We start from the raw sequence: 14,333 nt of genomic DNA, 5'->3' as shown, positions 1-14,333 counted from the left end.
TTGTTTGTTGATGATTTTTATTTGGATTTGTGTTATTGTTCTTCTTTGGTTTGTCCTTTATCTCATTATTTGTCTTTTAGTTGGTTGGATGGTAAGGATCCTTCTTTGTTGTTTAGTACTGGCAGGTATTTGGAGTATAATGCTGATGTTGCAAGTTCTGATATGAATCCTCTGGTTCATTTTGTTCGTTATGGTCTGGATAGTAATAGGAAGTTTAATTTTGATTTATCATATACTCAATTTAACAAATTTAAAGACAAAGTAATTAAAGAAAATTTGTTTAATCAAGATTATTATTTAACAGTGTATTCTGATGTTCCCAAAAATCATGCATTAGAACATTATCTTGCAAAAGGTTATAAAGAAGGTAAAAATCCATCTATTTTCTTTGAAACAAACTGTTTCTTGGAAAACAACAAGGATATTGCTGAATCTGATTTAAATCCTTTAGTGTTTTATGTTGAAAAGGCGTTAAACAGTGAAAGAAAGGTTGTAGCAAATTTAAATTTATCTAAATATAAAAATTTCAGAAAATACATTCATGAACAAGGATTTTTTGATGATGAATTTTATTTATCCCAATGTTCATCAAAGATAATCGATCCAATAGATCATTATCTTAAAATCGGATGGAAAAAAGGTAAAAATCCATCAAAATTATTTAGCACTAGTGAATATTTTAATTATAATCATGATGTTGAAGAAGTGGGAATTAATCCCTTATTACATTATGTCCAGTATGGGCATGCTCAGGATAGGATTATGAGTTATGGTTTAACTTTCGAAGAATTTGATGATTTTTCTGCATTTGTTTATGATGAAAAATTGTTTGATGATAAGTATTACTTAAATCAATGTGAAAATTCTAATTTAATTGAAAATCCATTGCTTCATTACCTTAGAGTTGGTTATAAACTGGGTTATGATCCTTCAATTTTATTTAGTACAAATCATTATAAAGAACAATATAAATTTGTAGAATATAAAAATAGAAATCCGTTGGTTCATTATTGGAAAGCAACTACTCCGGAAAACATGTTGGTAAAATTTTATTCAACATTGTCTGAATTAAAAACATTTAGGGAAAAAGTAATTGAAACAGGTTTATTTGATGAGGAATTTTATAGGAAACAGTTTTCATATCCAATAAAAATGGATATTTTGGATCATTATATAACTATTGGAAGTAAAGAAAATAAAAGGCCTTCAATATTTTTTGATCAAGAAAATTATTTGAAAAATAATCCTGATGTATTGTTATCTTTCAAAAATCCATTGATACATTATGTATTATTTGCATTTAATTCAAATCGTAAAATAAATCATGATTTAAGTTTTTCAGAATATAAAGAATTTAGAAAATTTGTTTATGAAAAAGGTTTATTTAATGATGATTACTATTTAAATTCTATTGATGAAAAGGATATTTTAGATCCATTAGAACATTATTTAAAAAATTCTTTCACCGAAAAAAATAATCCTTCATGGTTTTTCAATACAAAACGATATATAAAAGAACATCCTGATTTAGAAGAAAATGATAAAATTCCATTAATTGATTATGTTATGGATACAATCGATGTATATAATACAATTAATAATTCAGGGTTATTCGATGAAGAGTATTATTTAGAACAAGCAGGACATTCTTTTTATGTCACTAATGATCCATTGATGCATTTTATTACAACAGGTGTTCGTTGGGGCTTTGATCCGAACAGAACATTTTCAATTAATAAATATAAGGAAATTTATGTAGATGTTGACGAATCTAAACAAAATCCATTGTATCATTATCTCATTCGTGGAAAAAGAGAATTAAGAGATAGTTTCATGTCTTTGAACACTCATTTACAAAAATTTGATTCACGATACAGTATTCAATCCTGTTTAAATGTCATAAATGCTTTAAACAATAAAATTTCCATAATTATTCCAATTTATAATGCTTATGAAGAAACTAGGGATTGTATAATTAGTGTTTTACGAAATACACATATAAATTATGAATTAATTTTGATAAATGATTGTAGTACTGATAAACGTATTGATGAATTATTAACATCCTTAGAATCAATAAAAAATATTAAAATAATAAGAAATGAAGAAAACCAGGGTTTTGTTAAAAATGTGAATCTTGGAATGAAACTTTCAGAAAATGATGTTGTATTATTGAATAGTGATACTATTGTAACACCTCATTGGTTATCTCATTTGGTATATTCGGCTTATTTATCTAATGATGTTGGAACTGTAACACCATTTTCAAATTCATCAGACATATCCATTCCAGAATTAGGCAGCATAAAAGATTTCAAGTATTTAAATAAAAGTGCATATCAAATTGATAAATTATCATTCAATAATAATCTAAGTGCTCCAACCGGAAATGGATTTTGTTTATTTATTAAACGAGAATTAATTGAGGATATAGGTTATTTTGATGAAAGCTTTGGAAGAGGTTATGGTGAAGAAACAGATTTCACATTCAGAGCTTATAAAAATGGATGGATTAATGTAAGAAATGATGCGGTATTTGTATATCATAGGAGACATGCATCTTTTAATGAAGAAGATTCCAATACTCTTAAACAAGAGAATAAAAAATTGTTGGAAGAAAGATATGATGATTTATATAAATTATGGGATGAGTTTGTATCTTCACATAAAATAAAAGATTCTGTTGGAAGAATAAAATATAATTTTGTAGGAAATAAGGATTCTGAAAGAATATTGTATGTCACTGGTTTAACTAATCAAAAACCAATATTGGATGATAATTTCATCAAAATGAAATCAAAATATGATTGTTTTGTATTAGCATTGGATGCTAAACAAATTAAATTGGGAGTTATACAAGATAGTAGGTTTGTATTATATAATAAATGGGTAATTGATTCTAAATGGGATAAAAATAAATTTATTAAGTTATATGTTAACGTATTATTGAACTTAAAAATTGATTTATTGTATATCAAATATCTTTATACATTTTATAATCCCAATAATCAAGACATGTCCATATTTATAAAATTATTATCTTTCTTTGAAATTCCAGTATTGTATGAAGCAACAGTTAATTCTGAAGAATTACTGGAAAATATAGATTCTTCATTACATCCTATGGATTCATTTGAGGATTTAATTCTTAAAAAATCTAAAGAGATAGATTTTAATAGGTATAAAATGGTTGTATATACAGCGATAACGGGAAATTATGACGAATTGGTTACACCTTCTGTAATTAATCCTAAATTTGATTATGTCTGTTTCACGGATAATCCTAATTTAAAATCTAACTGTTGGGATATAAGATTAATGGAAGAATCAGAGTTAGATGGTATTAGGAAAGCCAGACGTTATAAGATTTTGCCTCATAAATATTTGAAAGAATATGATTATTCCTTCTGGATTGATGCAAACTTTGATATTATTGGAGATATTGAAGAATATATTAATAAATACTCTGTTAATAAGAAATTATTGGCAATAAAACATGATATTAGGGATGATATTTATGATGAAGCAGATGTATGTATTCATTTAGAAAAAGATGATCCTTTAATTATCAATAAGCAAATTGACAGGTATAAACAGCAAAATTATCCTAAACATAATGGATTAATTGCTAGTGGAATTTTATTTAGAAATCATCATGATAAAGATGTTATTCAATTAATGAATGATTGGTATAGTGAAGTATATAATTATAGTAGGCGTGATCAATTAAGTTTTAATTATGTTTGTTGGAAAAATAATTTTGTATATGACGAATCTCCTGAATTTTACTTCAAAAATCAATATTTCCAACGTTTATTGCATGTATCAACAGATTCATTGTCATTAACATATAATGAAGAAAATGTGGATAAAATATTGGAATCATTTGATGAAAAAACATCAATCATTGTACCAATTTATAATGCTTACGAAGAAACAAAAGCATGTATTGAAAGTATTCTAAACTACACTACAATTCCATATGATTTATATTTAATTGATGATTGTAGTACTGATGAAAGAATAAAAGACTTATTGTCCTCTTATGAATCTTATTCAGACATTCATGTTATAACAAATAAAGTAAATCAGGGTTTTGTAAAGAATATTAATTTGGGATTTGAGAAAAGTTCAAATGATGTAGTAATTTTAAACAGTGATACAGAAGTAACTCCTAAATGGTTACAAAAATTGAAAATCACAGCATATAGTAGAAAAAATATTGCTACTGTAACTCCAATTTCTAACAATGCAGGAGCATTCTCAGTTCCTAAAAAAGATGAAGATAATGAGATAGATTCAGAGTTAGGATTATTAGCAACAAGTAATATTATTGAAAAAATATCTAAAAAGGATAAAATCTATGTTCCTACCGGAAATGGATTCTGTATGTATATTCGTAGAGAGGCAATATATGATGTGGGATTCTTTGATGAAATATTTGGAATGGGCTATTGTGAAGAAAATGATTTCTGTATGCGTGCACTGAAAAAGAATTGGTTACATACTGTTGATTTTTCAACATTCATTTATCATAAACACAACGTTTCATTTTCATCTATGAAAGAAAAGTTATTTGAAGAAAATAGGGAAATCTTGGAGGAAAAACATCCTGAATATAAATATGAACTATTGAATTTAGTAAATTCTTTAGATTTTAATAATTTGAGAGATAATATCAGTAGAACATTGACATGTACTCAAAAATTTAAATTTAATATCAAAAGAATTCTTTATTTGATTCATGAAGGGACGGGTGGAACTTTACATACAAGTATAGATTTAATGAAAAATTTACCTGAAAATGTTGAAGCATATCTTTTAACGGCAGGAAAAGAATCCATTAAACTATATAAATTTAGTCAAAAAATTGATGTTTCAAATTCTTCTGATAATGATGATGAATTCTTACAACATTTATATTTAATTTCTAGTTGGGAAATTACGTCGGATTATACAATTAAAAATCCATTTAATAGTGAATTCAGGAAAATTTATTTCAATGTATTGAATGAATTAAAAATCGATCTTGTTCATATACGTCATTTGATTAGACATTCATTTGATATGCCTTATGTAGCTAAAAAATTAGGAATTCCTGTGGTATTGTCATTCCATGATTTCTATTATATTTGTCCTTCACATAATTTACTTGATGATAAAGAGGAATATTGTGGAGGTCATTGTACAAAGATATACTCTAATTCCGGACAATGTAACATTTCTGCTGGATTAAATGTTCCAACTTTAAAAACATTTGTACAGACTTGGAGAAAGCAAGTTAAAGAAATGTTTGAAAATTGTGATGCATTTGTTACAACTTCTCAATCAGCATATGATTTGTACACTGAATTTTATCCTGAATTAAAGGATAAACTATTCAGTATTATAGAGCATGGTCGTGATATTCAAACTCCTAACTCAGTGATTAATCTTCCTGAATTTAAGGATGGTGAATCTATTAGAATTGTATTCCCCGGTCATATTAATGCAAATAAAGGAGCAGCTCTCATTAAGGATATTAAAAAATATGATAAAAATAATTTATTGGAATTCCATTATATGGGAAATTTAAATCCTAAATATAAATTGGATGAAATAGGAATTCATCATGGTTACTATAAGCGAAGTGAATTTTGTAAAGAGATACATGAGATTAAACCTCATTTCATAGGTTTACTTTCAATTTGGCCTGAAACTTATTGTCATACATTGACAGAAGGTTGGAGTTGTGGAATTCCTGTAATTAGTTTGGATATTGGTGCGTTAGGTGAACGAATACATAAAAATGGTGGAGGATTTTTCATTGAAAATGATGGAAAGAAAGCATATGATAAAATAATTGAAATTTCTAAAAACTATGAGAAATACAAAGAAGTAATCAATGAAATTCCTTCTATTAAATTTAAAACAACGAAAGAAATGACTGAAGAATATATAAGATTGTATGAAAAGTATGTTGATTTGGATTAGTTAACTTATTCATCATTACTTTTTCATAATGTCATTACATATAATCATAAGATTTATTAATAATCTTAAAGATATATTATATTAATATAAACAAAGGGAAAAAAATTACGGTTGATATAATGGAAGCAATTAGTATTATGTCTTACGAACACATTATAGGTGGAATAATTGCAGGTATAATTTCATTTTTGTTTACAGTAAAAGGATTATTACCAATTTCAAATGAAATGCTTGGAGTATTAATATCACTTATAATTGTATATGTACTTGGAAAGTACGCTGAAAAGAAATACGGAAGAGAAGAAATAAGTTTAAGTTCATGGATAACAAATGGTGTTCTACCATTTTACTTTATGTGGATGACTGTCTGGATTATGTTACTTAATTATGTAGTAATTTAAAAATATAACCTCCCCAAATAAACTTTTTTTGTTAAATTTAAGGAAAAATTTTCATGTGTTCTATAATAGGAATTAATGGACAGAATGTTAATAATAGACTATTTAAAATGTTGAATATTTTAAAACATAGAGGACCAGATGCTACTGGTATTTATTCAAATGGTAAATTGTTTTTTAATGAAGAAATCAATGACAAAATTGATGAATCTGAATTTATTTTAGCTCATAATTTGTTATCCATAGTAGGGAATAATGAAATTCAACCTATTAAAAGTGGTAATCTGGTATTAATTGCTAATGCAGAAATTTATAATTATGAAAAATTATTGTTGGATTATAATTTAGATAATTTTAAAACTAATTCTGATTGTGAAATCATTCTAAAATTAATTGAGAAGTTTTATGGAAATAACTTAAAAGAAGCAGTTTTAAAAACTATTTCTCTTTTAGATGGGGATTATGCATTTTGTGTTTATGATAATAAGGACTATGTTGCAGTAAGAGATGAAATTGGTGTTAAACCATTGCACTATGCATTTGATGAAAATACCTTTTCATTTTCAAGTGAATCAAAGGCTTTAAAAGCTATTAATTTAAATAATTCTCAGTCATTAAATCCCAGATATGCAATAGTTAATAATTCACTTTTAAAAATCAGGGATGAATTTACAAGATATGAATCAAAAATACCTTATGAGGACTTAAAAAATGAATTAAAAACAAATTTATTAGAAGCAACTAAGAAAAGAACTAAAAATTTGGATCATGTGGCATTATTATTTTCGGCAGGTGTTGACAGTACTTTAATAGCTATTTTATTGAAGAAATTAAATGTTAATACAACTCTTTATACAATAGGTACAGAAAATAGTCAGGATTTAAAATTTTCGAAAAAAGTTGCAAAAGATATAGACATGCCCCTAAAAACATGGATTATAAATCAAGAAATAATAGAAAAACAACTTGAAGATACAATAAACACGATTGAAGATACCAATCTGATGAAAATAGGGGTTGGTATGACAATTAAATTAACTAGCCAATTAGCAAGTAAAGACAATCAAAAGGTCATATTATCCGGACAAGGTGCAGATGAATTATTCTGTGGATATAACAGATACAAAAATAAATATGATACTCCTGCAGAGTTACTTGATGAATTAACGCATGATTTAAATAATATGTATCATGTAAATCTTGAACGGGATGATAAAGCAACAATGAGTAATTCCATAGAATTAAGAGTACCATTTCTTGATAGGAATGTTATTGAAACTGCTGTTAAAACACCAATAAAATATATGTTGCATTCAAATGAAGATAAAATTAGAAAACATATACTTAGGGAAGTAGCTTATGAAATGGGTGTTCCTGAATATATTGCATTTAGACCAAAAAAAGCAGCACAATATGGAACAGGTATTGATAAAATTATCAAAAAGAAAATTTTGAAGAAAAAAGAATTTACAAAATTATTAGAAAACTATTAAACTTAAAATAACTACTATATTAAATTCTAAAGATATTTAAGTTAAAATAAACATAATAAATAACATAAACAAAATAATGTCTATTAATATATAAATACTTAGGAGCTTATTATTATGGAAATTGAAAAAGAAGCAGAAAATATTTTAAACAAATTTTCAGAAGTATTAGATAAAATACCAGATTCAGAAGAAACACGTTACATTGTAGATAATCTTAATAGAACAAGAGAAGATGTTATGGAAGAAAAAAATCCGGAAAAAATATTAAGAAATGCACATGTAGATAAGCAAGGTAGCGTAGTAGCAGAAAAAGGGAAATGGACGAAATGAGATTAAAATTATTAATAGAAGTACCAGACACTCCTGGACAATTAGTAAGTATATTACAACCATTATCCAGTTTTGGTGCAAATGTATCCACTATTATCCATGAACATGATAATAGAACGGCTGATGGTAAAATACCAGTACATTTTACTTTAGATGGTTCAAAAGATATACTTGAAAAAGGAGTAGAGTTCATACGTCAACAAGATGTAAATATCATTGAAATTGATGGAATTTTAGAAAAAGAAAAACAAACTTTCTTATTATTAGGTAATCTTCCAACTAGTAACATCATGGAAACAGTTCATAAAATTGATGACTTAGAAGATGTTAAAATTTCTAGTGTAGATTTAAATATTGGAAATAATCTTCAAGAATCTGTATGTAAAATAGTCATTGAAACAAGTGCAAACAAACGTTTAGATTCAACACAAAAAATTCAAGAAATTGCCGATAATGACGAATTATTATTAATTAAAGAGATATAAGGGAGATTAGTTCAATGGCCGTAAATAAAATGAGATTATGTCTTCTTGGTTTTGGAGCAGTTGGTCAAGGAGTCGCTAATGTTGTATTGAAAAAACATGATGAATTAATTGATAAATATAATTTAGATCTTCAAATTACTGCAATTGCAGATAGATCTGGAGCAGCTATTAATTCAAATGGTTTGGACTTACAATTAGCTTTGGATACCAAGAAAGAAAGTGGAAAAATTAAAGATTATCCTGAATTTGGGGTAAGTGATGTTGATGGTTTAGAAGTAATGGATTTGGTTGAATATGACTGTTTAGTTGAAGCAACACCAACAAATATAGATGATGGAGAACCAACCCAATCTAATATTTTAAAAGCTATGGGTGACAAAAAAGATGTAGTAACCTCAAATAAAGGTCCATTATCTTTGAATTTTAAAACATTAATTAATGCAGCAAAGGAAAATAATGTTAAATTTAGATTTGAGGCATCTGTAGGTGGAGCAATGCCTGTTATTAACACAGCACGACAATCATTAGCAGGTAATAAAATTGAATCAGTTCAAGGAATATTAAACGGTACAACAAATTATATATTGTCACGTATGGCAAATGAAGGAACTGAATATGAACCAACATTAAAAGAAGCTCAAGAGTTAGGTATAGCAGAAACTAATCCTTACCAAGATGTTGAAGGTTTAGATGCTGCATGTAAAATAGTAATTATTGCAAATGCTTTGATGGGCTGGGATGTAACTCTAAAAGATGTTTCATTACATGGAATATCTGACATTACCTCTAATGCAGTTCAATTAGCATTAAAAGATGGATACCTTGTAAAATTAGTTGCTGAAGCAAAAGATGGAAAACTTACAGTAGCTCCTATGTTAGTTAAACAAGGATCACCGTTTGCAGTAAACGGAACATTAAATGTAATTAATTTCAAAACAGATTTATCTGATGATGTAACTGTAGTTGGTGTAGGTGCAGGTTCAATAGAAACAGCATCTGCAATTCTTAGTGACATTATCAGTATAGGAAAAGCTAATGCAAACTAAGTATTAGTTTTCTGCTTCACTTTTTTTTCAAAAATATTTATTTAAATATTGGGGGATTTTATGGTAATAACTATGACTGTTAGAGATGGAAAATATATTGCACCACCTTGGATTAAATATCCTACTTTTCCTGAACAATCATCATTTTGGAAATCAGGCACTGGTGCTGAGTATTTATTAAAATACAAAGAAAATGTAGAAAACGAAGAAGAGTATTTAAAAATATTTCCAAAAGCTCCTACATTTACTAAAGAAATAACACCTTCTGAATCTCTTAGTGAAGAAGTAAAAGAATACTTGACATCTTCATCAAAGCCGTTATTTATCAAATTATGGAGAGATGATGCTAAACCAAAATACGATGTTGATATAAATGAAAGAAACGATGTCATATTTATGTTTGATACTTTGCTATATGATGAATCAAGACATATTCACATAGGAACAAAAGCATATTCTTCTGCAAATGAAATAGTGGAATTGGTAGAATCTGAATTAAGAAAAAAATCTACAGATTTATGGGAAGAATTAAAGTACACTGTTCTTTTAAATGCTATTTATTACAAGTTTGTCACAGATATTAATTTCACTAAAGAAGTTATCAAGACAAAGGATAGAATAATAGTATTTAAAAGTGATAATCTTGAATGGGGTGTACAAGAAACTGAAGAAGGCAGATATGTTGGAAAAAATTTATTGGGTCTTGCAGTAATGGAATTAAGGGATGTTTTAACACCTGTCTACGAAAATTATGATGATATTGATTGGGAGTTGTCAGGTGATCCTTATAGTGAAGAAAGATGTAGTTGTGGACATGTTCACACATAATTTTTAAGTGAACCTAAAAATTTAGAAATTTTTATTAAGTATTAAATCAATAATAAAAAATATTAAAAAAATTGTGATTAATATGAAATATGTAATAGTTATAGCTGATGGAATGGCCGATGAGCCATTGGATGAATTAAATGGAAAAACACCAGTAGTAGAAGCAAATACTCCAAATATGGATTTTATTGCTAAAAATGGATATACAGGTTTAGCAAAAAATGTTCCAGATGGTATGACTCCAGGGTCTGATGTAGCAAATACTTCTATAATGGGTTTTGATCCATCAATGTTAAAAGGAAGAGGACCATTAGAAGCACCTAGTGTTGGAGTATCATTAGGAGATAATGATGTAGCATTTAGGTTAAACTTTATAAATGTTGAAGATGGAAAAATCAATGATTTTACAGCAGATCATATTTCTACAGAGGAAGCTGAAGAACTTATAAAAGCTTTAAATGAAAACTTTGGTGACATAGGAAAGTTCTATCCAGGTGTTAGTTACAGAAACCTGTTTGTAATTGAAGATTTATCAATGGAAGAATTAAAATCAACTCCACCACATGATGTGGTAGGTCAGCCTGTGGAAGATAATAATTTAAAACCAGATAACGAAAAATCACAATTAATTAATAAATTAATGGAAGACTCAGTAAAAGTTCTTGAAAATCATCCAGTAAACAAAAAAAGAGTATCTGAAGGTAAGTTACCTGCAAATATGATATGGTTATGGGGTCAAGGTGCAAAACCGGTTATTGGAAATTTCCCTGAGAAATATGGCATGAGTGGAGCAACAATTACTGGTGTAGATTTATTAAAAGGTATAAGTACTTATATTAATTTGGATGTAATTGAAGTTCCTGGTGCAACCGCATATTTTGATACAAATTATCAGAACAAGGTTGATTATGCATTAGAATCATTAAAAACACATGATGTACAATTTATCCATATTGAAGCACCGGATGAAGCTGGTCATGAAGGTAATTTACCAGAAAAAATTAGGGCTATTGAAAATATTGATAGTATCATTTTAGAAAAATTATTAAAAGAATTACCTAATATAGACTCTGAATATACTATTGCAGTTTTACCTGATCATCCAACTCCTATTGATATTAAAACACATACAATGACTCCAATACCATTTGCTATATATTCAACGAATATTAAAGAACCGGATGATACGGAATTTTATTCTGAAGATATGTCTAAAGGTAAGTATGATACAATTATAGGACATACTTTATTAAGTGAAATGATAAAAATAAGTAAAGAATAATTTTATTATTTCTTTATTCTTTTGATTGTAAGTTTAAATCATTAAACAATTCTATCCAAATTTTTCTTTTTTTATTATATGAAAATTCCTTTTTAGTTAAGTTGTAAATATTTTTTCCATCTTCAGTTAATCTATAAATTTTTACTTCTTTCTTTTTATGAATTCCTTCATAGGATTCAATTAATCCTTTTTCTTGCATATTTTTTAGTAAAGGATATATCTTATTTGCCTTGGTTGATTTCATTAAACCTAATTCAATTTGAGGAGTAAAGAATTCGTCTATTTTTTTCATTAGTAAGTACCCATGCATATCTTTTTTTGATAAAAACCACATTACTAAAAAGGTAGAAAAAGCTTTACTTGCTCCTTTAAAGGTAATTTCTTTCTCTTTTAACAATATCAACGTTTTTTTATATTCATCAGAGATATGTTCAGAATTCGTTATATCTTTCATAATATATTATATATAATTGGATATTATTATATATTATTGATATCTATTTTTTTCATGAAAACCAATATTTAAAAATTAAATCAATTGGAGTTTCTGACTTTAAAATTTTTTAATACATTTTTTTTTAAATGAAAACTCTAAATAAGATTAACAATATAATTATAACTATATTAATATTTTATAGAATTTATAAAATTTTATATTATAAAATAAACAAATTATAAAATAATAATTATCATTATATTTAAAAAAATGATGATTATATTGATAATTTTATAACATTTTAAGGGAAGAATGGTAAATTGTCAAAATATATTGTAGTAACTGGTGGTGTTGTAAGTTCTATTGGAAAAGGAATTACTTCAGCATCAATAGGTAGAATATTAAGATCATATGGAGTTAATGTAACAGCAATCAAAATTGATCCATATTTAAATTGGGATTCTGGAACATTAAATCCATATCAACATGGAGAAGTGTATGTAACTGATGATGGAATGGAATGTGACTTGGATTTAGGTCATTACGAAAGATTCCTTGATACAGAACTTTCAGGAAAAGCAAATATTACCACAGGAAAAGTATATTCATCCGTAATAGAAAAAGAAAGAAAAGGAGAATATTTAGGTTCTTGTGTACAGATTATACCACACATTACTGATGAAATAAAATTAATGATCAGAAACATTGCAGAAAAGACAAGAGCAGAAGTAGTCATGGTAGAAGTTGGTGGGACAGTTGGAGATATAGAAAGTCAACCATTTATCGAAGCAGTTCGTCAACTTAAAAATGAGGAAGGACATGACAATTGTATGTTTGTACACGTAACATATGTTCCTTATCTTAAAGCAGCAAAAGAATTTAAAACTAAACCAACACAACACAGTACAAAAGAACTTAGAGGTTTAGGTATAAATCCTGACATGATTGTCTGTAGATCTGAATTATTGCTTGACAATCATCTCAAAGAAAAAATAGCACATTTCTGTGACGTACCTAAAGAAGCAGTAATAAATACACCTGATGCTCATTCAATCTATGAAGTTCCATTAACCATGTATGCTGAAAATGTAGGTCAAATTGTGTTAAATCGTTTAGGCATTGACGTTCCGGATAAAGCTGATTTATATGAATGGAGTCAAATTGTAGAAGATTTAAAAATTGAATCTCCTAAAGTTAAAATCGCTGTTGTTGGTAAATACATAGAATTGGAAGATGCTTATATTAGTATTAGAGAAGCTTTAAAACATGCAGGAGCTGCAAATAAAGTTCAAGTTGAAATTGATTGGATTAAAGCAGATAATGACTTTAATTTGGATACACTTTCTAGATATGATGGTCTTTTAATACCTGGTGGATTTGGTGAAAGGGGTATTACTGGAAAAATTGAAACAGTAAAATACGCAATTCAAAATAATATTCCAATATTTGGTATTTGTTTAGGTTTACATGCAATGTCTATAGCTATTGCACAATTAAATGGTCATCCTGATGCAAACAGTACTGAGTTTGATGAAGATTGTCCATGTCCTGTAATAGATATGATGGAAGAACAAAAGAAAATCAAAAACATGGGTGGAACTATGAGATTAGGTGCATATCCATGTAAGATTAAAGAGGGAACCATAGCATACGAAGCTTATAAAGAAGAACAAGTTTCAGAAAGACATAGGCATAGATATGAAGTAAACAATGAATATCGTGATGTTTTAACTGATTATGGTGCAGTAATTTCAGGTACTTCTCCTGATGATTTCTTAGTTGAAATGATTGAACTTGAAAATCATCCATGGTTCTTAGGTTGTCAATTCCATCCTGAATTTAAATCAAGACCTAATTCTCCACATCCAATATTTAAATCTTTCATAAAAGCTGCCAAAGATAATAAAAAGAATAATATCTAATCTCTCTTCCCTTTTTTTGAAATATATTATGAATCTATATTTAATTAAAATTTTAGGAATATTTTTAGTAACTATGTGTTGTATCATTGCAACGTATACTGATGTCAAAAGTCAAACAATACCCAATAAATTAACTTTTT

Annotated in this window: 10 protein-coding genes; 9 read left to right on the top strand and 1 reads right to left on the bottom strand. The window is 27.3% G+C overall.

All coding sequences use genetic code 11. The features are described 5' to 3' along the window. Window positions 1–21 precede the first annotated feature (21 nt). The 8 genes from QZZ11_RS04765 to QZZ11_RS04730 all read left to right on the top strand — a co-directional run bounded on the left by QZZ11_RS04765 (window position 22) and on the right by QZZ11_RS04730 (window position 11,835). Complete coding sequence (locus QZZ11_RS04765; RefSeq protein ID WP_292474051.1) at window positions 22–5,973, top strand: glycosyltransferase; 5,952 nt, start codon at window positions 22–24, stop codon at window positions 5,971–5,973. 119 nt (window positions 5,974–6,092) lie between these two features. Then, entirely contained in the window at window positions 6,093–6,374 is a 282-nt protein-coding gene (locus QZZ11_RS04760) for a hypothetical protein (protein ID WP_292474049.1), read from the top strand. 53 nt (window positions 6,375–6,427) lie between these two features. Next, window positions 6,428–7,864: an asparagine synthetase B gene (locus QZZ11_RS04755; protein WP_292474048.1), complete on the top strand. Its 1,437-nt coding sequence runs from the start codon at window positions 6,428–6,430 to the stop codon at window positions 7,862–7,864. 114 nt (window positions 7,865–7,978) lie between these two features. Then, complete coding sequence (gene gatC / locus QZZ11_RS04750) at window positions 7,979–8,194, top strand: Asp-tRNA(Asn) amidotransferase subunit GatC (RefSeq protein WP_292474046.1); 216 nt, start codon at window positions 7,979–7,981, stop codon at window positions 8,192–8,194. After that, window positions 8,182–8,679: a hypothetical protein gene (locus QZZ11_RS04745; RefSeq protein WP_292474045.1), complete on the top strand. Its 498-nt coding sequence runs from the start codon at window positions 8,182–8,184 to the stop codon at window positions 8,677–8,679. Before gatC ends, QZZ11_RS04745 begins: the two co-directional genes overlap by 13 nt. 14 nt (window positions 8,680–8,693) lie before the next feature. After that, the gene (locus QZZ11_RS04740) at window positions 8,694–9,725 is read left to right on the top strand and encodes a homoserine dehydrogenase (protein WP_292474043.1); all 1,032 of its coding nucleotides are present in this window, start codon (window positions 8,694–8,696) and stop codon (window positions 9,723–9,725) included. 60 nt (window positions 9,726–9,785) lie between these two features. After that, window positions 9,786–10,553, top strand: coding sequence for an NADAR domain-containing protein (locus QZZ11_RS04735; RefSeq protein ID WP_292474042.1), 768 nt, complete (start codon window positions 9,786–9,788; stop codon window positions 10,551–10,553). Between the two features lie 82 nt (window positions 10,554–10,635). Beyond that, complete coding sequence (locus QZZ11_RS04730) at window positions 10,636–11,835, top strand: cofactor-independent phosphoglycerate mutase (RefSeq protein WP_292474040.1); 1,200 nt, start codon at window positions 10,636–10,638, stop codon at window positions 11,833–11,835. Between the two features lie 13 nt (window positions 11,836–11,848). Here the strand turns inward: QZZ11_RS04730 and QZZ11_RS04725 are convergent, their stop codons facing one another. Further along, the gene (locus QZZ11_RS04725; RefSeq protein ID WP_292474039.1) at window positions 11,849–12,289 is read right to left on the bottom strand and encodes a PadR family transcriptional regulator; all 441 of its coding nucleotides are present in this window, start codon (window positions 12,287–12,289) and stop codon (window positions 11,849–11,851) included. Window positions 12,290–12,591: 302 nt separating this feature from the next. Between QZZ11_RS04725 and QZZ11_RS04720 the strand changes: the two genes are divergently transcribed. Then, window positions 12,592–14,193: a CTP synthase gene (locus QZZ11_RS04720; RefSeq protein WP_292474037.1), complete on the top strand. Its 1,602-nt coding sequence runs from the start codon at window positions 12,592–12,594 to the stop codon at window positions 14,191–14,193. Window positions 14,194–14,333 lie beyond the last annotated feature (140 nt).

It is taken from the genome of Methanosphaera sp., assembly GCF_016282985.1.
In the GTDB taxonomy this organism is placed as follows: domain Archaea; phylum Methanobacteriota; class Methanobacteria; order Methanobacteriales; family Methanobacteriaceae; genus Methanosphaera.
The sequence above is the reverse complement of the archived record's forward strand: the minus strand, read 5'-3'. Positions and strand labels throughout refer to the sequence as shown.

Bases quoted from the DNA above. Each gene is read 5' to 3' on its own strand.
- QZZ11_RS04760 (WP_292474049.1), top strand. From the start codon at position 6,093: ATGGAAGCAATTAGTATTATGTCTTACGAACACATTATAGGTGGAATA.
- QZZ11_RS04755 (WP_292474048.1), top strand. From the start codon at position 6,428: ATGTGTTCTATAATAGGAATTAATGGACAGAATGTTAATAATAGACTA.
- gatC (WP_292474046.1), top strand. From the start codon at position 7,979: ATGGAAATTGAAAAAGAAGCAGAAAATATTTTAAACAAATTTTCAGAA.
- QZZ11_RS04745 (WP_292474045.1), top strand. From the start codon at position 8,182: ATGGACGAAATGAGATTAAAATTATTAATAGAAGTACCAGACACTCCT.
- QZZ11_RS04740 (WP_292474043.1), top strand. From the start codon at position 8,694: ATGGCCGTAAATAAAATGAGATTATGTCTTCTTGGTTTTGGAGCAGTT.
- QZZ11_RS04735 (WP_292474042.1), top strand. From the start codon at position 9,786: ATGGTAATAACTATGACTGTTAGAGATGGAAAATATATTGCACCACCT.
- QZZ11_RS04730 (WP_292474040.1), top strand. From the start codon at position 10,636: ATGAAATATGTAATAGTTATAGCTGATGGAATGGCCGATGAGCCATTG.
- QZZ11_RS04725 (WP_292474039.1), bottom strand. From the start codon at position 12,289: ATGAAAGATATAACGAATTCTGAACATATCTCTGATGAATATAAAAAA.